Origin of the sequence: Rhodococcus sp. UFZ-B548 (assembly GCF_903819475.1) — a bacterium.
GTDB lineage: Bacteria > Actinomycetota > Actinomycetes > Mycobacteriales > Mycobacteriaceae > Rhodococcus_F > Rhodococcus_F erythropolis.
Map to the genome: position 1 here is coordinate 18,703 of NZ_CAIJDS010000002.1, position 19,191 is coordinate 37,893.

Sequence of the window (19,191 nt, forward strand, 5' to 3'; positions counted from 1 at the left end):
TATCGATCAGCCCTGATCGATGTACGACTCGAGCTGATCGCGTTCGCTCTTGAGCTCGTCGATGCGGCTCTTCACCACGTCACCGATACTGACGATGCCGAGGAGGTTGCCGTCCTCGATCACCGGCAGATGCCGGATTCGACGCTCGGTCATGATCGCGGCAATGCTGTCCACCGCGTCTGCCGGAACGCACGTGTACATCAGAGCGGTCATGACCTCGGACACCTGGATCCCGAGAAGGTCCGGGCCACGCTCGTGGAGGCGTCGAACGACATCGCGTTCGGAGATGATGCCGACCACCGCGTCGTCGTCGACCACCACCATGGCTCCGATGTTGTGGCGGGCAAGATCGCACAGCAACCCGTTGACCGTCGTGTGGGCGTCGATCGTGACGATGCTGTTGCCCTTGTTTCGCAATATGTCCGCGATCCGCATCACGGCACCCCGATTCGTCGAGACTCTCGGCACGTCCTGCAACGATCGTATCGGCTAGCGAAGCGGAAAAACAGGACTGATCAGGCGATTCCCTGAGCTGCCTTCTCCGCAGCCTGAGCCTGGGCTACCTGAGAAGGTGTGAACCTGATGCACAGCGCCGCGATACCGGCGAACACCGCGCAGACCGCGCAGCCCACAAGTGCGAAGGTGTATCCCTCTCCGAGTGCGATCAATTGCGCCGGATTCATGTCCGCTGCCTTGCCCGAAGTGCCGCCGAGCGAGAGCGTCTTCGACGTCGCCATCGCACCGATCACCGACAGCGCCAGTGGTCCACCGAGCGTCTGGGCAACCTGAGCGATGGCCGTCAGCGGGCCGATCTCGGTCTCCGGCACACCGGCGATCGCGCACAGTGGCAAGGGCACCATCGCGAGGCCGATACCGAATCCGATCCCGATCACGGGCACGAACAAGTTGGCCAGGTAGGTGGAATCGGAATCGAGAGTAGATCCGTAGAGGAGTCCGACGATCATGATCACGACGCCGGTGAGGACCAGCCAACGGGGTTGAACCTTTACGGCGAGCTTGGAAGCAACCGACGCGGCAGCGCCCAATCCGAACGCGAACGGAATGAACGCGATACCGGCACGCAACGGCGAATACTGCATGATGTCCTGCACGAACAGTGCGACGAAGGCCGTCATGCTGAACATCGCGCCACCGACGAAGAAGATGGCGAGGAACGTCGCGACACGGTTGCGATCGGCGAACAACGAGAAGGGCAAGAGCGGGTTGTCCGCAGTTCGCTCGACGAAGAGGAAGGCGGCGAGGGCGACCAATCCGGCCGCCAATGCACCGATGACGGCGATACTCCCCCATCCCATTTCCGGGCCTTCGGTGAGAGCAAAAACAACACCGGTGCACCCGAGAGTCGCGAGGATCGCGCCGGGGACATCCAAAGCCAGACGCGTCTGATTCGTCTCTCGAAGGGCGCGGAACGCCATGCCGACGAGCGCGATCCCGATCGGGACGTTGATAAGGAAGATCAGTCGCCATGACACCTCGGTCAATGCGCCGCCGATGATCAGACCGGCGATCGATCCGACGCCCGTCATGGCGGCAAAAATCGCGATGGCCTGATTACGAGCCGGACCCGCGGCGAAAGTCGTGGCAACAAGGGCGAAGGCGGTGGGCGACGCCACAGCTGCGCCGACGCCTTGAAGCGCCCGCGCTGCGATCAACATGCCCTCGTTCAGGGCGAGACCACAGAGCAACGACGCCACCGTGAACAGCGAGACTCCCGCGATGAACATCTTCTTGCGCCCGTACGCGTCACCGAGGCGACCACCGAGGAGCATGAGACCTCCATACGCCAGCGCGTAGGAGGTCAAGACCCAGTTACGGCCACTGTCGCTCAATCCGAGATCAGACTGCAACGGCGCCAGCGCGAGGTTCGCGACAGTGCCGTCGAGCACCACCATCATCTGCAAACCACTCAGGACGATGATGGCGAGCCCGATGACTCGAGTGGCTACCGGGGCATTCGCCGAAGCGGTTTCAGATGTTGGGGAATCAGACACAAGACTTCACGTTACCCAGCGTCGACGGAAAAGCCCGCGACCGGCCCGATCACGATGATCGCCGGAGGCTTGATCTCCTCGTCTTTGACGCGCTGAGCAACGGTCGCCAGATCGGCCCGAAGTTCACGCTGAGTGCGCAGAGTGCCCTCTTGGATCACGGTGACCGGCGTTGTTGACGGGCGTCCACCGTCGACGAGCGCCTTCGCGAACTGATCGATGCGCTCGACCGCCATGAGCAGCACGATCGTGCCGCGCAACTTGGCCAGTGCCGACCAGTCGACCAGCGAATCCGGATGATCCGGAGCCACGTGCCCACTGACGACGACGAACTCGTGGGTGACACCGCGGTGGGTCACCGGGATGCCTGCGGCCGACGGGACCGAGATCGCGCTCGTGATTCCGGGCACTACGGTCACCGGAACGCCGGCAGCGGCACACGCTTCGAGTTCTTCGTATCCCCGCCCGAAGACGTACGGGTCCCCGCCCTTGAGGCGGACCACGAACTTGCCTGCCTTCGCGTTGTCGATCAGCGCGGCGTTGATGGCCTCCTGAGCCATGGCACGGCCGTACGGGATCTTCGCGGCGTCGATCACCTCGACGTCGGGACCCAGTTCGGCGAGCAACTCCGGAGGAGCCAATCGGTCGGCCACGACGACGTCAGCGCGTGCGAGCAAACGGCGTCCGCGCACGGTGATCAGGTCGGGGTCACCGGGGCCACCACCGACGAGAGCAACGCCCGCAGCGGCCGGCTCGGCCGTATCGGCGAGCACGCCCGACTGAAGACCTTCGACGACCGCGGTGCGGACTGCTGCCGAACGACGGTGATCGCCGCCGGCAAGAATTCCGATACTCATACCGTCGTACTCGGCGCTGGCGGGAGTTACCGCGGTGCCGTGCTTCGCGTTGTCGGCGCGCACGCAGAAGATGTGGCGACGCTCCGCTTCGGCGACGATCGCCGCATTGGTTTCCGGCTCGTCGGTCGAGGCGATGGCATACCACGCACCTTCGAGGTCGCCGTCGGCGTACGGGCGCTCTTCGACCGTGATCTGCCCGGCCGTGGCCATACCTTCGACGGCTGGAGTGAACGCGCGACTGATGACGTGAACACGGGCACCAGAGGCGACCAGCAGTCCGAGTCGGCGCTGAGCCACAGTGCCGCCACCGAACACGACCACGCGTCGATCGGTCAGGTTGAGGCCGACCAAGTAGTTGGTCTCGTCTGCGGTGGACTCGCTCACTCGCACTCCGTTTCGTCGTCAGAATTGTTCAAGCTGGAGGGAACTTTACGGGCCGCCGCCACGGTCACTCCATCCCTGGCAGTCTTGGCCACTAGGAGCGGGCCGCCCCCGGAGGCGAGGATCGCCGCCGCTTCCGCGACGCTTGCCGTCCCGATCGCGTGCTCGACGCGAGTCGACGGTGACGGAACCTGAACTCGCCCAAGTACGTCCGGGTCGAAACTCACAATCGGGACGTTCAGTTCATCGGCGGCAGCGAGCAGAGCTGCAGACGCCGCCTTGCCGGTCGCAGTGGCGAGGACCACGATCCTCGCTCGCTCCTGCAGCACCGCGTTCACCGCAGCGACGATGTCCTTCGCGGTGGCGCTCGACGTGAATCCAACGCCTATACAGAGGTCATCCCCGTGCGGCATCGACGAACTTCGCGATCGATTCGGGCTGCCCCACCGGATGAGTGTGGAGATACGACGCGTGGACGCCGCCGCGAACAAATCCTTCGCGGACACTGCCGCCGTCCCAGGGCCGCCACCCCCACGCACTTCCGCAACCGTCCGCGTCTGCCGAGACGAGAGACGTTCGGTGGAACTCGTGACCGGTGACGCGGGAGCCTGCTTCGAAGAGGCTGGAGTCGCTGATCGCCACTGCTTCGCGGTACCCGAGGGTCAGGCGTTTCCCGAATGTGGCATCCACCCCGACAACACCGGCCATGCTGTGACCGTCCAAGCTGCGAGCGAGGTAGAGCAGACCGGCACACTCGGCGTGGATCGGTGCGCCGCCGTCCGCCAGGTCACGAACCTGCTGCAGCAGAACGGTATTGGCCGCGAGGTCCACCGCATGCTCTTCCGGGAACCCGCCAGGAAGGACAAGAGCAGCAGTTCCCGCGGGAAGCTCGTCCCGTAACGGGTCGAACACCTGCACGTCCGCGCCGGCGGCATTCAGGAGTTCACGGTGCTCGGCATAGCCGAAGGTGAAGGCCGGGCCGCCCGCCATGGCAACCACAGGGCGAGACACTGCGTGTGCGCCGACCTCGGCAACCGGATCCCATGCAGCTGCACCCACGTTCGAGGCGGCCAGTGCGCGAACAGCGTCCAGTTCGACGTGCGAGGCAATCAAGTCGGACATCGCGTCCACTGCGGCCACAGCGGCGGCGCCGTGCTCGGCTGCCGGAATCAGACCGAGGTGCCGGGAGGGAACTTCGAGTTCCGTCAACCGTGGCACAACTCCGAGCACTGCGACGCCGACCTTGTCGCACGCATGACGCAACACCTGCTCGTGACGAGCGCTCCCGACGCGATTGAGAATGACGCCGCCGATGCGCACACCTGCGTCGTAGGTCGCGAAGCCGTGGAGTACGGCGGCCAGACTCTGACTGTGCCCACGGGCGTCGATCACGAGGATTACCGGCGAACCGAGGATCGACGCTACCTGCGCCGTCGATCCCTCCGCCGACGGCTGCGAGTTGGCCTCGTCGATCTTTCCGTCGAACAGACCCATGACGCCTTCGACCACGGCGATGTCACAGCCGGCGGTTCCATGCCGGTAGAGCGGTCCGATGCGATCCGGGCCGACCAGAACAGTGTCGAGGTTGCGTCCGGGCCGCCCTGCCGCGAGTCCGTGATAACCCGGGTCGATGTAGTCCGGCCCCACCTTGAAGGGGGCAACGCTGCTACCGGACCGTCGCAGCGCACCGATCAATCCCGTTGCCACCGTGGTCTTTCCGCTACCCGAGGCAGGAGCGGCGATCACTACGGCCGGAGTGGAAGGACTTACCATTCGATGCCCCGTTGACCCTTTCGGCCGGCATCCATCGGGTGCTTGATCTTCGTCATCTCGGTCACGAGGTCGGCGGCGTCGATCAGCGCCTGCGGGGCGTCACGCCCCGTGATGACGACGTGCTGGTTGCCTGGGCGATCGCGCAGTGTCTGCACTACCTCGTCCACGTCCACCCAACCCCACTTGAGCGGGTACGTGAACTCGTCGAGGACATAGAATCGATGCTCCTCGCCTGCAAGCCTTCTCGCGATCTCCTGCCAACCCTCCGCAGCGGCAGCAGCATGATCTTCCTCGCTACCGGCCTTGCGTGTCCATGACCAACCTTCGCCCATCTTGTGCCACTGCACCGGCCCACCGACGCCGGTTTCGTCATGCAGGTTTCCGAGCGCGCGGAACGCGGCTTCCTCGCCGACCTTCCACTTGGCGCTCTTCACGAACTGGAACACGCCGATGTCGAACCCTTGATTCCAGGCACGCAGCGCCATGCCGAAAGCGGCGGTGGACTTACCCTTTCCCGGGCCGGTGTGCACGGCAAGTACCGGCGCGTTACGACGCTGACGCGTGGTCAGACCGTCGTCGGGAACTGTCTCGGGAACACCCTTGGGCATCGTGAACTCCTGAGCTGGGATCTAGGCTGCGGCGCGGACGACACCCGCGACCTGCTGCGCTGACAATTCGGCAAGGCGGACGTAACCGCCACGTAGTTCTCGGGCCAACTCGGCTGCCAGCCCCAGACGCACGAGGCCGGTCTCGCAGTCGACGACGATGGAAGCGACGGACGCGTCGGCAAGAAGACGCGCGGCTACGCGGGCGCGATGCAGCGCGTCCTTGCCTCCGGTAGCCCGGCCGTCGGTGAGCGTGACGACGAGGGCGCGGCGCTGCGGGTCACGAAGCCGTTCCCGCAGAACCACTTCGCGAGCACGCAGGAATCCCTCTGCGAGTGGGGATTTGCCGCCGGTACGCATCGACTGCAGGCGACGGACGGCGATGTCCACCGAAGAGGTCGGCGGCAGTACGAGCTCTGCTTCACGACCACGGACAGTGATGACCGCGACCTTGTCGCGGCGCTGATAGGCGTCGCGGAGCAACGAGACAACCGCACCGGTGACCGCGGAGAGGCGGTCGCGTGCTGCCATCGACCCCGACGCGTCGACAACGAAGACGATCAGATTGCCTTCTCGCCCTTCACGAATCGCGCCGCGGAGATCAGCAGGTGCCAGCCGCAGCCGTCCAGCAGTGCGGCCGCGCGCAACTTGAGACTCGGCTGCGGCGAAGACCGTGCTCGTCAGATGCAATCCGTGGCCACGTTCCCGCGTGGACCGCACGACTCGTCCACGGGACGACATGGACCGCGAGCGGCGTCCCGGTGCACCTTCGCCGACACCAGGAACCTCGAGGAGCTTGGCCTTGAATTCGCCGGCCGGTGGCGCCGAGGGGCGATCGGTAGCGCGTACTCCCCCACCAGGTCCGTCAGGGTCTTCCGGGCCGTCGTCGTCCGGACCCTCGTCGTCCGGACCGCCGTCTTCGGGGCCACCATCTTCCGGGCCACGGTCTTCGTCAGGGCCACGGTCTTCGGGATTCTCGGGAGGTTCGGGCTCTCCGTCGCGCGCGTCGTCCTCTACCTGCGACTGGGCGTCCTGATCGGCCTGCTCGAGTGCATCGTCCAACTGCTGCTGATCCAGGCCGGGCTCGTCGAACGGATCGCGGCGGCGGCGATGCGGCAGCGTCAGTTCCGCAGCCACTCGCACGTCCTCCGCAGTGACCTCACTGTCGCCTCGCCAGGCAGCGTGGGCGGTCGCGGTGCGCGCCAGCACCAAGTCCGCGCGCATACCGTCGACGTCGAACGACGCACACAGTGAGGCGATACGACGCAGCTCGCGGTTGCTCAGCTCGACCGAGTCCAGTTTCCCACGCGCCGTGAGGATTTCGGACGCGAGCTCTTCATCGGCGGATTCGTACCGAGCGACAAACGCCTCGGGGTCGCGCTCGTAGTCGAGCCGGCGACGCACCACTTCCATGCGTACGTCGACGTCGCGGGAAGCTGCGACATCGACCGCCAGTCCGAAACGGTCCAACAACTGTGGACGCAGTTCTCCCTCTTCGGGATTCATCGTGCCGACGAGTACGAATTTGGCCGGGTGCGAATGGGAGATTCCGTCACGCTCGATGTGAACGCGACCCATCGCCGCGGCGTCGAGAAGCACGTCGACCAGGTGGTCGTGAAGCAGATTCACCTCGTCGACGTACAGAACTCCCTGGTGAGCCGCGGCGAGCAGTCCAGGTTGGAAAGCGCGCTCACCGTCGCGGAGAACCTTTTCGAGGTCGATGGACCCGATCACTCGGTCCTCGGTGGCGCCGACGGGCAGTTCCACCAAGCGGGCCGGTCGTGTCGTTCCGGCGTCGTCGACCGCGGGCAGCAGCGCAGTCAGCGCGCGCACGACCGTCGACTTGGCAGTTCCCTTCTCGCCGCGGACCAGGACTCCACCGATCCCCGGATGCACAGCACACAGAATCAGCGCCAACCGCAATTGATCCTGGCCGACCACAGCACTGAACGGGAAGCCCGCCACTGGTCGATCTTCTTCACTTCGCACGTCGATATCCCTCCACCTCTCGGTTTCCTCGCCGAGAATTTGGCTGCACTCGAATGTCGCGGCAACCTGGCTGAGATCTCCCGGTCAGTCGGTAGAGGAGAGATCTTTCACAGTGGCGGGACCGCGCCTGGATCGAACAGGACTTCCCCGCGAACATTCGGTATCGAAAAAACCCTAGTCGGCTCGCTTTTCCACGAGCCGACCAGGGTCAAATCTCCGACAAACTAGCTGACAGCCACGAAAGGCTCTCCCCCGCCACGGCGCATCGGGGTGTGCGGGATGCCGTCTTCGATGAACTCTTCGCCGTCAGCCTTGAATCCGTGCTTGGCGTACATCTCGACCAGGTAGGTCTGGGCGTTGATCCGACACGGCGCTTCGCCGACCTCGGCAAGTGCGGCCTGCAGGAGGCGGGTCGTGTGGCCCTGACCGCGAGCCTGACGCGACGTGCAGAGGCGTCCGATTCGGAAGCTCTTGTTTCCGTCGTCGTGCTCTTCGAGCAGACGGAGTGTGCACACCACCTGGCCGTCCTGCTCGAGCCAGAAGTGGCGTGTTTCCGTCAGCAGGTCCCGCCCGTCCAACTCGGGATACGGGCAGGCCTGCTCGACGACAAAGACCTCCACTCGAAGCTTCAACAACTCGTAGAACGTCTTGTTGTCGAGGTCGAGTGCCCATGAACGCTTCAAAGCTGCTGTTGCCGTCATGGGTTGGACTATCACACAGTCGCGACGGTATCCGCGACCGGAGCCGATTCGGAAGCACCAGCGGAATCGAGCTCGAGAACCTTCGAGGACCAATCCCAGACCTGGTTGAACAGGCCTTCGTTGTCAGTGAGTTTGACGCCGATGGACGGAACCATCTCACGAAGCTTGCCTTTCCAACCCTGGAACTCGGTCGGGAAGCAGCGCTCGAGGACGTCCAGCATCGCCGGGACGGCCGTGGACGCACCGGGCGAAGCGCCGAGCAGGCCGGCGATGGAGCCGTCCTCAGCGGCGACCACAGCGGTACCGAATTCGAGGACGCCGCCCTTGCCCTTGGCACGGCGGATCACCTGGACGCGCTGGCCCGCGGTGATGAGCTCCCAGTCCTGAGCCTGCGCCTTGGGCGCGAATTCACGCAGATCCCAGATGCGACCGGCTTCGTTCTTGGCGAGTTCGCTGACCAGGTACTTGACCAGGCCGAGCTCGCTGACGCCGACGCCGAGCATCGAGAGGATGTTGTTCGGCTTGACCGAGCCGGGCAGGTCCGTGACGCGACCCTGCTTGAGGAACTTCGGCGACCATCCGGCGTATGGGCCGAACAGCAGACCCGGCTTGTTGCCGATGACACGGGTGTCGAGGTGCGGCACCGACATGGGCGGGGCGCCGACGGCAGCCTTGCCGTAGACCTTGGCGCTGTGCTGGTCGATGAGTTCGGGGTTTGTGCATCGCAGGAAAGCACCGCTGACCGGGAAGCCACCGAAGCCCTTGGCTTCCTTGATGCCGGACTTCTGCAGCAGGTGCAGGGCGCCGCCACCGGCACCGACGAACACGAAGCGCGAGCGAACGGTGCGCTTTTCACCGGTGCGACGGTTGGTGACCTTGACGGTCCAGGACTTGTCCGAGTTCTGGGTCAGGTTGGTGACCTCGTGGCCGAAGTACATCTTGCCACCGGTCTTACCGATGTAGCCGATGAGCTGCTTGGTGAGCGCTCCGAAATCGACGTCGGTGCCGTCCTGGCTCCAGTTCAGGGCGATGGGATCGGAGAAGTCGCGTCCCTTGGCCATGAGCGGCAAACGCTCGCTGAACTCGGCCGGATCGTCGATGTACTCCATGCCGCGGAAGAGCGTGTGGCCGGCAAGTGCGTCGTAGCGAGCACGCAGGTACTTGGCGTTGGCCTCACCGTGAACGAAGCTCACGTGTGGGATGGGGTTGATGAATTCCTTGGGCTGAGTCAGGACGCCCTGCTCGACCGCGTGTGCCCAGAACTGGCGGGACACCTGGAACTGCTCGTTGACGTTGACGGCCTTCTTGATGTCGACCGTGCCGTCGGAGTTCTCCGGGGTGTAATTGAGCTCACACAGGGCGGAGTGACCGGTTCCCGCGTTGTTCCAGGGGTCGCTGCTCTCGGCTGCGACGGCATCGAGCCGCTCGAAGGTCGAGATCGACCAATCGGGCTGCAGCTGGCGCAGCAATGCACCCAGCGTGGCGCTCATGATGCCTGCGCCCACGAGCACTACATCCGTCTTCGTCTCTACCGCGTTCTGATTCGACACTGGAGAATCGACTTCCTTGTCATTAGCCGTGCGCGCATCCGCCTGCTGTGTTACGCCGAATAGGTTACCCGTGCGTACTCGCGCGGTTCACCACCCCCAATTGTGCTCTACAACGCGCACCCGAAACGACGATTAGATTGTGATTTGTGACTACTTGGGTTCCAGACGTCCTCGGTGACGGATATCAGCAGCTGACGATCCCGCTCGGAACGGATCCGGACGGCGAAGGCGAGGTGGACGCAACACTGGTCCGCTACCAACCGCGGAAGGAGGCGGTGAAGACACGTCGTGCCGTCTTGTACGTGCACGGATTCACCGATTACTTCTTCCAGAAGCACCTGGCCGAGCATTTTGCCGAGCAGGGCTACGCATTCTTCGCACTCGACCTGCGCAAGTGCGGGCGATCCCTCAAGCCGGGACACACGGCGCACTACGTCTCCGACCTTGCGCTCTACGACGCCGAACTGAACGAGGCGCTGCGCATCGTCCGCAGCGAGACCGACGGGAGCGAGGTGCTGCTCATGGCGCACTCGACCGGCGGTCTGATCGTTCCGCTGTGGCTGAACCGGTTGCAGCGCAAGCCCGGTGGCAGCGACGGCGCCGGAATCTGCGGGCTGGTGCTCAACAGTCCCTGGTTCGATCTTCAGGGCCCCTCGGTGGTGCGCAACGTCGGGACCACGGCGATCGACGCCCTCGGACGGGTATCGGCGAAGACGGTGATTCCGGGAACCGGACTACCGACTTACGGTTCCAGCCTTCATGTTTCGGCAAACGGAGTGTGGGACTACAACCTCGACTGGAAGCCTCTGGCCGGCTGCCCCGTCACCTTCGGCTGGATGCGGGCCGTCCGAGCGGGTCACGCGAAACTTCACCGCGGCCTCGCCATCGGAGTGCCTGCGCTGATTCTGCGCTCGAAGAAGTCGCAGTTCGCCAAGGCGTACAACCCGAGCGTCGACCTCGCCGATTCCGTTCTCGACGTCAAGCAGATCGCACGCTGGGCGGGTTGCCTCGGCGATCGCACCACCATCGTCCCGATCGACGGCGCCCGTCACGACGTGTTTCTTTCGACCGAGAAGCCCTTGGCCACAGCCTTTTCCGAACTCGACCTGTGGCTGGAGTGGCTCGACGGCCACCTCACTCCGGCCGCAGAAAGTTCGGCAAGCACAGCAAGCAACACACAGGAGATCGCGCAGTGACGCACTACGACCTTGCAATCATCGGCAGCGGATCCGGAAACTCGCTGCCCGACGAGCGGTTCGACGGCAAGAAGATCGCAATCCTCGAAGAGGGCACCTTCGGCGGAACGTGTCTCAATGTCGGGTGTATCCCGACCAAGATGTTCGTCTACGCCGCCGAGGTGGCACGCACCATCACCACTGCCGAGAAGTACGGCGTCGACGCCACGCTCGACGGCGTCCGTTGGTCCGACATCGTCAAGCGCGTCTTCGGCCGCATCGATCCCATTTCCGCAGGTGGTGAGCGGTACCGCAGCGAAGACAGTCCCAACACCACCGTCTACCGCGGCCACGCCACGTTCACCGGCGACAAGACGATCGACACCGGAACCGGCGAGACGATCACCGCCGACCAGGTGGTCATCGCTGCCGGTTCGCGGCCGATCATCCCGGAAGAGATCGCGTCGAGCGGTGTGAAGTACTACACCAACGAAGACATCATGCGACTGCCCGAACTTCCCGAGCACCTGGTGATCGTCGGCTCCGGATTCATCGCCACCGAGTTCGCACACGTGTTCTCCGCGTTGGGTTCTCGCGTCTCGATCATCGGTCGCAGCCAGAGACTGCTGCGGCACCTCGACGACGAGATCTCCGAGCGCTTCACCGAGTTGGCCGAACAGAAGTGGGACGTCCATCTGGGCTCCCCCCTCACGTCGGTACGCGGCGACGGCGACAACATCGCCGTCGAACTGGCAAACGGCACAGTCGTTTCCGGTGACGTCCTTCTCGTCGCGGTGGGTCGTCAGCCGAACGGTGACCTACTCGGTCTCGACAAGGCCGGCGTCGAACTCGACGACAAGGGCTCGATCGTGGTCGACGAATACCAACGCACCACCGCCGAGGGCGTCTTCGCACTCGGCGACGTCTCGTCGCCATACCAGCTCAAGCACGTCGCCAACCATGAAGCGCGCGTTGTTCAGCACAACCTGCTCCAGGACGCTTGGAAGGACACGTCCGAGCTTCGCAGCACCGATCACCGCTTCGTGCCGGCAGCCGTGTTCACCGACCCGCAGATCGCCGACGTCGGAATGACGGAGAAGCAGGCTCGCGACGCCGGACTCGACATCACCGTCAAGGTGCAGGCATACGGCGACGTCGCGTACGGCTGGGCGATGGAGGATCAGGAAGGCATCTGCAAGGTGATCGCCGAGCGCGGCACCGGACGCATCCTGGGTGCCCACGTCATGGGTACGCAGGCTCCGACCGTCATCCAGCCGCTCATTCAGGCGATGAGCTTTGGTTTGTCAGCTCAGGACATGGCACGCGGCCAGTACTGGATCCACCCGGCCCTGGCCGAAGTGGTCGAGAACGCGCTGCTCGGCCTCGACATCTGAGCCCCGCAGCCCTAATGACGCCGAAAAGGCGGGCACTCCGCACATTGGGAGTGCCCGCCTTTTCGTAGGTCAGAGTTTCACCAGGGGCTGGTACGCAGCACGATCTCGGTTGCGAGTTCGGCCGGTGCCGACTTGACGACGTCGTCGACACCCGGAAGTTCCGTCACGCGGAAGTCGGAGTACACGAAACGACCGCTGGCGTCGGCGATGGCCCGACCTCCACTGCCCACGACGACGGTGGTCGGAACCTCGACCGGCGGTACGCCGGCAATATCGCTCGCCGACGGATGTCCACGGTCCACGGCGATCAAACTCGCGAAGCGGCCGAACTGACGTGCAGCCAACAGCCACGCGAGATCGGCGCCCTCCCGGTGACCGACCAGGTTCACCCAGGCGATGTTCAACTCGTCCAGAAGTACCACGGCCGAGGTCTCGTCGAGATTCTCGATCGATTCCACCGCGACGGTCCGCAGATCCGAATGGTGCAGTCGCTCACACACATCGTCGTACAAGTCGACGGGGTCGCCCTTGCCGGGGAGCAGGAGTACCGCATGCTTGCTGACCGGCCCGTCGATCCGAACGGTGCACGAACCACTGCCCACCGCTACTCGAGTCAATTCCATGTCTGGAAACGGTACGCGATCCACACTGTGGAGGACCCTGGAGTCGACAGAAGTATGACCACTCATACATTCTCACCACCGCCGGCGAGTCCGATTTGTTCGCTCTGCACCGCCTCTCCCCTGAGCGAAAGTGGCTTTCGGCGCATCTGAGGCGACCGACGTACCGTTCGCTCGAGTGGGGGGGTGGGCGAAGCAACGAGCGCCTGACCGGAGGAAGCGCCTCGGTCAGCCCCTCATTGCCGGCTGATCTCGGTTCCCGTCGACGTAACAAGCAGAACCAGTGCGTCCGCAGTGCGCGCGCAGAACGCGTCACCGTCGGCGAGGCCACTCGTGAGGCCCCGCACGATGGTGGTTGCAACGAGAATGTCGAAGGCCACATCGGCGGTCGACACGATTTCCGCGTCGGACCGCTCGGGAAATTCGACACGCACGCGCTCGGCGAGCGCGAGCCGGGCCGGGTCTTCCGATCTCCGAACCAGTTGTTCGTAGGCGCCGTCTTCTTGGTGGTAGGCCGACAGCAGGCCGGGAATCGCTGCGCGCGTTGCCGGTTCGGCAACTCTCGCGAGGAACCATCTCGTCCAGGCCTGCATGTCGTCACGCAAATTCGACGTGGTCACCGGTAGCGCCGCATCCTGCATTCCGAAGACCGCATCCTCGATGATGGATTCCTTGGTCGCCCAGCGCCGATAAATTGCGGCAGTGCCCAGTTCGGCCCTTCGCGCGATGGCTGTGATCGTGGTCTTCTGGTAACCCTGCTCCGCCAGCAAGTCGCGGGCGGCGGTGAGGATGGCGTCGTCCACTTGCGGATCTCGAGGGCGCCCGACTCCGACGGTGCCGATGCGTCGATCTTTGCGTTCGTCCACAACTGCGGACAGTACCCGACCGGTTTCGCCGAAAACCATTACGTTGCGTAGCGCTCCGTAATAGATTGTGAACACCCCACTCCGTCGACACAAGGACCGACTGTGATCACACCGCACGACGAACTACTCATTCATCAACTCCCGACGACACTCGACCACGTCTCCCAAAGTGACCTGCGCTGGACCGAACGCATCGTGATGTACGGCTTCGACAAAACGGGCGAGATCAGCATCATGACGGGACTGGCCAAATACCCGAACCGCAACGTCCTCGACGCCTACGCGATGGTGACGCGCAAGGGTGAGGAAGCCCGCGTGGTGCGCCTGTCCACCGAGTTGAACCCTCAGACCGGAGGACTGGCAGCGTGGAGTGTGGGGCCGTACACCTATGAAATCGTCGAACCACTCCGCCAGGTACGTTCCACGGTCGACGCAAACGAACACGGATTGAGCCTGCAACTCGACTTCCACGGCGACTTCCCGGTGTACGAGCAGACGGCAGCGTTCCATCGCACGCGCGGCCGCGTTCGCGAAGACGCCCGACGCTTCTACCAGAACGGCACAATCACGGGTTGGATCGAAATCGACGGCACCCGCATCGACATCGATCCCGACAACTGGTGGTTCGGCCGCGATCACTCGTGGGGCGTACGACACGGCGGTGGCGGCGGCAGTCTGTCCGAGGGCGCGAACCTGCAGCCGTCCGAGGTTCCGGACGGAGTCCTCTATTACATGGGGATATTCCAATTCGACGACGAGGTAGTGCATTTCGCGCAGCGCGAAACCAGTACCGGCGCGCGCTGGCAGTTCGAGGGCGAGGTGCTCTTCCCGATCGGTTCCGGCAAGGACGCGCTACCGATCATCGACGTCGAGCACGACCTGAAATTCCGTGACGACATGCGGGTGGTCGAATCCGGCACTTTCACCGTGCACCGAGCGGACCGGACCACCGATGTGATCGAGGTGAATCCAGTGTGCGATTTCTGGCCCGGACTGGCCGGTTACGACGAGTACCGGGGGTACGCCTCCGGCATGTACCGCGGCAAGGACTTCAGCGACAGCTTCACCGTCGACATCACGAACCTCGATGAAATCCGGCAGGTGAGCATGCTCAGCGAGACGCTGTGCGAGGTCCGCATGGGAGACAAAGTCGGATACGGGCTCGTGGAAATGGTCTTCATGGGCGTGAATCCCCGCTACGGGTACACCGATTGGAGCAACACACGGACAGGTACGAACAATGACTGACCGAACAGCCGCAGAAGACATCGCACCCGCCCTTGAACCACTTGTCCGGGAGCACATTCCGGGTACTCGGGGCGCCAAGATCGTCAACTTCAAGCGCACCGAACGCGGATTCTCGACGGAGACATACCTGTTCGACCTCGATGGCGCCACTGGCGAGTCGAGTGGTTTTGTTTTCCGGCGTCCACCGGAGGTTTCGCTGTTCCCCGACTACGATCTCCGCCGCCAGTTCCTCGTGACACAAAGGCTCGCGAAGTCCGACCTCGCAGTCCCCCACGTTCGGTGGATCGACAGCGGCGACAACCCACTCGGCAGCCCCTACTACGTCATGGACCGCATCGGTAATGCCGAGGCGCCCAGCGACTTTCCGTCGTATCACAGTGCCGGAACATACTTCGAAGCCGATGAGGCAGGCCGAGCGAAGATGTGGTGGGGATGCGTCGAGACGATTGCGCAGATTCATCGCTTGGACCCGGACAAGCTCGAACTCGGATTCCTCGCCTACCCCAAGTTCGGCACCCATCCGGTCGAACAGGCGGTGAACTACCTCGACTGGGCCGTTCGTTGGGCATCGCCGGACCTACCGCCGATATTCGACAAAGCACTGGCCTGGCTGAGGGAGAATATCTACCAACCCGAACATGTGACACTGTGCTGGGGCGATGCCCGGATGTCGAACATCCTCTATGGTCCGGACCAGTCGATCGCCGGGGTTCTCGACTGGGAGATGGCCTACCTCGGCGATCACGAGGCCGACCTCGCCTGGCTGTTGTTTCTCGATTGGGCGTGTAGCGAATTCGAGGGACACACACCTTTGCCAGGCACTCCCAGCCGAGAAGAGACCATTGCCCGCTACGAGGAACTGACCGGCTGGAGGGTCGAGAACCTTTTGTTCAACGAGGTACTCGCTGCGGTTCTACTCGCTGTTCCGCTCCTGCGCCTGTCCACGCATCTCCAACTCGGCGAACATACGGATATCACCGCGTTCTGCAAACATCGTCTCGAACAGTTGCTGCGAGACGCGTAGTCGTCCGCGTGTGATTTTCCGCAAGGCTCCCGAATCATTCCGACGGGATTTCCTGCCACTCGGCGGACAAGCGCGAAACCCACACAGGCGTGCGCCGTTCCATTAATGCACGAACACCTTCCACCGCGTCCGGCTTCCCCATGACGCGTAGATGCAGGTCCGTTTCGATGGCCGCCACCGTCTCTGGTCGACAGCTGCTGCTCTGGCTCTGCCAGAGCAGTCGCTTCGAGAGTGCCACCGACATCGGTGCAGTGTTCGTCGCAATGTCTCGGGCGATCACCAACGCCGCCGAAAGGACTTCGTCAGCGGGCAGGCAACGGCTACCCAACCCGAGCGCGATTGCCTCGGCTCCGTCGAACGTCCTTCCAGTCAAAAGGATGTCGGCGGCCACAGCCATTCCTGCGATGCGCGGAACCGTCCAATGCGCCATCGCATCCGGCAACACACCGAGGCGAACCTGCGGAATTGCATACTTGGCGTCAGCTGCAAAGATTCTGATATCGGCCTGCATCGCGATGGTGAGGCCGATTCCGATCGCATGTCCGTTCACCGCTGCGATGACCGGCTTTCGCAACTCGAACGCCGGCGGATCCACCGGTGATGACGAAAACTGCTCGCCGTCAGGTGAATCGAAGGTGCCGGCGCCGTCGCCAAGATCTGCACCCGCGCAGAATGCTGGTGGCGCACCGGTCAGCACGATCACGCGAACGGAATCGTCTTCGTCGAGCTTTCGGTACGCCTGCCCCAATTCTCGACCCATGCGCTTGTTGAAGGCATTCCGTTTGTCAGGCCTGTCGAGGGTCACGACGGCAACGCCGCCGTCCACCGAAACCGAGATCATTGCCCCACCGCTTCCGTCCCGACGGCGTCGGCCGGATGCGCAGCCAGGACGTACAGAGATCGTGCGAGGGCATCTACAAAGCGGTCCTGACCCTCGAGCCCACGGGTCAGCCCCTGCATTGTCGTCGTTCCGGCCAGCAGATCGAACAAGAACATCGCGTCTGCACCTGCCGGGATCTCACCACGCCTCACCGCGTCGTCCAGCAGATCCTGAAACGCTGCACGAACCGGCGCACCGATAGCCAACAGACGTTGTCGCGCCTCCGCCGTCCGCGAATCGGCAAGCAGGCCAGGAACTCCGGCCCGCGCCGCGGGTCGGGCAGCGCGGACCAGGAAGATGTGCACCCACGTCGTCAGATCCACCCGCAAATCACCGGTCGACCGAGGCAACGGATGTCCGCCCGGTCCATGCACTGCTTCTTCGATCAGGGCTTCCCGTGACGACCAGCGACGGTAGATGGCCGGCGTATTGACACCGGCAGTCCTGGCAATCGCCGAAATGGTCGTCTGCTGATACCCGACTTCGGCCAGCAGTGTGCGAGCTGCAAGCAGCACAGCCTCGTCCTTGCCTGGGTCGCGTGGTCGTCCGATACGGGCGGGAGACTCGGTTTTCACCATTACATATTAACTCGTAACGTTATCTCCTACCTGAACGAACGCAGTTCAGGTGCCGGACGGCTTGGGGAGCCTCGTCATTCCGTAGACGTGATCAGCGCGCACCGTGAGGATCTGTCGACGCTCCGCAACCATCGCTTCGCGGTACTCCTCCCAATCGGGATGCTCCTGACCGCTGATGTCCCGGTACAGCTCGACCAGTGCGTCAGACACTTCGTCGTGAGGATCGGCCGCGACGGGTGTCACCACGGCAAGTCCTTCGATCACGGCGTAGCTCCAGAAGTCGGGCGCGCTGACGTGAAGGGAAACCCGCGGATCGCGGATCGCATTTTTACTCTTGGCGCGATCGGCTGTGATGGACACGGAAGCCGTCTTCGACTCGACGTCCCAGCGGTAAATGATGTTGGACAACTGTGGGCGGCCGTCACGCTTGACGGTTGCCAGCACGCCTTGTTTTCCCTGGGCCACGAGTGCGAACAACGCGTCGTCGGTGTCTGTGTCATTGCTCATATCTGCACCAACGACGCCGTGCGGCCGGTTTGTTCCGGAGGCAGTCCAGTTCGAAGATCGCGGACCGCAATCGCGCGATGTCTCTTCCCCCGATGGACGACAGCGGACAAAGATGGTCGACATGGCAACTTCTCACGACATCCTCCGACTGACTGCGTTCAGTTCGGATCCGGCCGGCGGTAATCCCGCCGGCGTGCTGCTCGACGCCCGCGGACTCGACGACCCCGAATTACAATCCGTTGCAGCCGAAGTCGGGTATGCCGAGACGGCGTTCCTCATCGAACCGGAACTCGGAGGCAACCCGCGCCACAGCCGGATCCGGTACTTCTCCCCTATCGCCGAAGTACCGTTCTGCGGTCATGCCACTATTGCGACGGCCATCGCTCTCACCGAGCGAGACGGCGACGGAACCTTCACATTCGAAACACCGATCGGACCGGTATCCATCGACACGGCGACCGACGAGGACGGAAGGTCGACCGCGACCTTCATCAGCGTCGAACCGTCGGTCTCGCCGATCGATCACGCCGTGCTGACAGCGCTGCTCGGGCTCATCGGCGTCGATTCGTCTGCGCTCGACGCGCGGTATCCCGCAATGCTTTCGTACGCCGGCAACACTCACCCGATCGTCGTACTTCGTGATCAGTCGACATTCGACGAGTTCACCTTCGATCCATCCGCAATGCGAATTCTGATGGACGCGCAGGGGTGGGCCGGCACGGTGACAATCCTGCATCCCCTCGACGACAACACCTTCGAAGCCCGAAATCTGTTTCCGGTGGGAAACATCGTCGAGGATCCCGCAACCGGGTCCGCAGCGGCGTCGACCGGCGGTTACCTGCGCAAACTCGAACCCGCGGCCACTCCGCGGCGAATCACCATCCACCAGGGCCGACACGTCGGGCGTCCCAGTGTGCTCGAGGTCGACATCCCAGTCGACGGCGGTACCTCGGTCACCGGCACCGCAGTGCCCGTCGTCGACGGGCAATAGTCAACCTCAGCGATGAGTTTCTCCCAGCCGGCGGGTCTATTCA

Annotated in this window: 19 protein-coding genes; 5 read left to right on the plus strand and 14 right to left on the minus strand. The window is 63.6% G+C overall.

Features of this window, described 5'->3' with window-relative positions; translation table 11 throughout:
- Window positions 1-6 precede the first annotated feature (6 nt).
- The 9 genes from H7C86_RS02865 to mqo form a co-directional block, all read right to left on the minus strand.
- On the minus strand, window positions 7-435 hold the full coding sequence (locus H7C86_RS02865; RefSeq protein WP_007735005.1) for a CBS domain-containing protein: 429 nt from the start codon (window positions 433-435) through the stop codon (window positions 7-9).
- 80 nt (window positions 436-515) lie between these two features.
- On the minus strand, window positions 516-2,012 hold the full coding sequence (locus H7C86_RS02870) for an MFS transporter (RefSeq protein WP_020969389.1): 1,497 nt from the start codon (window positions 2,010-2,012) through the stop codon (window positions 516-518).
- A gap of 11 nt (window positions 2,013-2,023) precedes the next feature.
- The gene (gene cobA, locus H7C86_RS02875) at window positions 2,024-3,250 is read right to left on the minus strand and encodes a uroporphyrinogen-III C-methyltransferase (RefSeq protein WP_047271356.1); all 1,227 of its coding nucleotides are present in this window, start codon (window positions 3,248-3,250) and stop codon (window positions 2,024-2,026) included.
- Window positions 3,247-3,660, minus strand: a complete 414-nt coding sequence (locus H7C86_RS02880) for a cobalamin biosynthesis protein (protein ID WP_080910479.1) — start codon at window positions 3,658-3,660, stop codon at window positions 3,247-3,249. The genes cobA and H7C86_RS02880 overlap by 4 nt, the downstream gene beginning before the upstream one ends.
- Window positions 3,644-5,020 carry a cobyrinate a,c-diamide synthase gene (locus H7C86_RS02885; RefSeq protein ID WP_182261072.1) on the minus strand — a complete coding sequence of 459 codons (1,377 nt, stop codon included), beginning with the start codon at window positions 5,018-5,020 and terminating at the stop codon, window positions 3,644-3,646. Before H7C86_RS02885 ends, H7C86_RS02880 begins: the two co-directional genes overlap by 17 nt.
- A complete protein-coding gene (gene cobO, locus H7C86_RS02890) occupies window positions 5,014-5,628 on the minus strand; it encodes a cob(I)yrinic acid a,c-diamide adenosyltransferase (RefSeq protein ID WP_019748043.1) in 615 nt (204 codons plus the stop codon). The genes H7C86_RS02885 and cobO overlap by 7 nt, the downstream gene beginning before the upstream one ends.
- Window positions 5,629-5,649: 21 nt before the next feature.
- Window positions 5,650-7,614, minus strand: coding sequence for a magnesium chelatase subunit D family protein (locus H7C86_RS02895; RefSeq protein ID WP_259349028.1), 1,965 nt, complete (start codon window positions 7,612-7,614; stop codon window positions 5,650-5,652).
- 224 nt (window positions 7,615-7,838) lie between these two features.
- Window positions 7,839-8,315, minus strand: coding sequence for a GNAT family N-acetyltransferase (locus H7C86_RS02900; protein ID WP_003942808.1), 477 nt, complete (start codon window positions 8,313-8,315; stop codon window positions 7,839-7,841).
- Between the two features lie 11 nt (window positions 8,316-8,326).
- Window positions 8,327-9,865, minus strand: coding sequence for a malate dehydrogenase (quinone) (mqo, locus tag H7C86_RS02905; protein WP_020907417.1), 1,539 nt, complete (start codon window positions 9,863-9,865; stop codon window positions 8,327-8,329).
- Window positions 9,866-10,011: 146 nt separating this feature from the next.
- Here mqo and H7C86_RS02910 point away from each other — a divergent pair, with 146 nt between their 5' ends.
- Window positions 10,012-11,061 (plus strand): alpha/beta hydrolase, encoded by a 1,050-nt coding sequence (locus H7C86_RS02910; protein ID WP_182261073.1) that lies wholly within the window; start codon window positions 10,012-10,014, stop codon window positions 11,059-11,061.
- A complete protein-coding gene (gene mtr, locus H7C86_RS02915) occupies window positions 11,058-12,434 on the plus strand; it encodes a mycothione reductase (protein WP_070386967.1) in 1,377 nt (458 codons plus the stop codon). The genes H7C86_RS02910 and mtr overlap by 4 nt, the downstream gene beginning before the upstream one ends.
- Before the next feature lie 77 nt (window positions 12,435-12,511).
- Here mtr and H7C86_RS02920 read toward each other — a convergent pair whose 3' ends face one another.
- Together H7C86_RS02920 and H7C86_RS02925 are read right to left on the minus strand one after the other, a co-directional pair.
- The gene (locus tag H7C86_RS02920) at window positions 12,512-13,057 is read right to left on the minus strand and encodes an alpha/beta fold hydrolase (protein WP_003942671.1); all 546 of its coding nucleotides are present in this window, start codon (window positions 13,055-13,057) and stop codon (window positions 12,512-12,514) included.
- 233 nt (window positions 13,058-13,290) lie between these two features.
- Entirely contained in the window at window positions 13,291-13,995 is a 705-nt protein-coding gene (locus H7C86_RS02925; RefSeq protein WP_259349029.1) for a TetR/AcrR family transcriptional regulator, read from the minus strand.
- A gap of 27 nt (window positions 13,996-14,022) precedes the next feature.
- Here H7C86_RS02925 and H7C86_RS02930 point away from each other — a divergent pair, with 27 nt between their 5' ends.
- A complete protein-coding gene (locus H7C86_RS02930) occupies window positions 14,023-15,168 on the plus strand; it encodes a hypothetical protein (protein WP_021343973.1) in 1,146 nt (381 codons plus the stop codon).
- A complete protein-coding gene (locus H7C86_RS02935) occupies window positions 15,161-16,192 on the plus strand; it encodes a phosphotransferase family protein (RefSeq protein ID WP_020907412.1) in 1,032 nt (343 codons plus the stop codon). The genes H7C86_RS02930 and H7C86_RS02935 overlap by 8 nt, the downstream gene beginning before the upstream one ends.
- 34 nt (window positions 16,193-16,226) lie before the next feature.
- Here the strand turns inward: H7C86_RS02935 and H7C86_RS02940 are convergent, their stop codons facing one another.
- Genes H7C86_RS02940 through H7C86_RS02950 form a run of 3 tightly spaced genes read right to left on the minus strand, consistent with a single transcriptional unit; the run spans window position 16,227 to window position 18,157 of the window.
- A complete protein-coding gene (locus H7C86_RS02940; protein WP_020907411.1) occupies window positions 16,227-17,033 on the minus strand; it encodes an enoyl-CoA hydratase/isomerase family protein in 807 nt (268 codons plus the stop codon).
- Window positions 17,030-17,650, minus strand: coding sequence for a TetR/AcrR family transcriptional regulator (locus H7C86_RS02945; RefSeq protein WP_020907410.1), 621 nt, complete (start codon window positions 17,648-17,650; stop codon window positions 17,030-17,032). Before H7C86_RS02945 ends, H7C86_RS02940 begins: the two co-directional genes overlap by 4 nt.
- 45 nt (window positions 17,651-17,695) lie before the next feature.
- Complete coding sequence (locus H7C86_RS02950) at window positions 17,696-18,157, minus strand: PPOX class F420-dependent oxidoreductase (protein ID WP_020969381.1); 462 nt, start codon at window positions 18,155-18,157, stop codon at window positions 17,696-17,698.
- Between the two features lie 121 nt (window positions 18,158-18,278).
- On the opposite strand from H7C86_RS02950, the gene H7C86_RS02955 reads away from it, so the two are divergent.
- The gene (locus H7C86_RS02955) at window positions 18,279-19,148 is read left to right on the plus strand and encodes a PhzF family phenazine biosynthesis protein (protein WP_259349030.1); all 870 of its coding nucleotides are present in this window, start codon (window positions 18,279-18,281) and stop codon (window positions 19,146-19,148) included.
- Window positions 19,149-19,191: the final 43 nt, after the last annotated feature.

Bases quoted from the DNA above. Each gene is read 5' to 3' on its own strand.
- H7C86_RS02865 (WP_007735005.1), bottom strand. From the start codon at position 435: ATGCGGATCGCGGACATATTGCGAAACAAGGGCAACAGCATCGTCACG.
- H7C86_RS02880 (WP_080910479.1), bottom strand. From the start codon at position 3,660: ATGCCGCACGGGGATGACCTCTGTATAGGCGTTGGATTCACGTCGAGC.
- H7C86_RS02885 (WP_182261072.1), bottom strand. From the start codon at position 5,020: ATGGTAAGTCCTTCCACTCCGGCCGTAGTGATCGCCGCTCCTGCCTCG.
- cobO (WP_019748043.1), bottom strand. From the start codon at position 5,628: ATGCCCAAGGGTGTTCCCGAGACAGTTCCCGACGACGGTCTGACCACG.
- H7C86_RS02900 (WP_003942808.1), bottom strand. From the start codon at position 8,315: ATGACGGCAACAGCAGCTTTGAAGCGTTCATGGGCACTCGACCTCGAC.
- H7C86_RS02920 (WP_003942671.1), bottom strand. From the start codon at position 13,057: ATGGAATTGACTCGAGTAGCGGTGGGCAGTGGTTCGTGCACCGTTCGG.
- H7C86_RS02935 (WP_020907412.1), top strand. From the start codon at position 15,161: ATGACTGACCGAACAGCCGCAGAAGACATCGCACCCGCCCTTGAACCA.
- H7C86_RS02940 (WP_020907411.1), bottom strand. From the start codon at position 17,033: ATGATCTCGGTTTCGGTGGACGGCGGCGTTGCCGTCGTGACCCTCGAC.
- H7C86_RS02945 (WP_020907410.1), bottom strand. From the start codon at position 17,650: ATGGTGAAAACCGAGTCTCCCGCCCGTATCGGACGACCACGCGACCCA.
- H7C86_RS02950 (WP_020969381.1), bottom strand. From the start codon at position 18,157: ATGAGCAATGACACAGACACCGACGACGCGTTGTTCGCACTCGTGGCC.
- H7C86_RS02955 (WP_259349030.1), top strand. From the start codon at position 18,279: ATGGCAACTTCTCACGACATCCTCCGACTGACTGCGTTCAGTTCGGAT.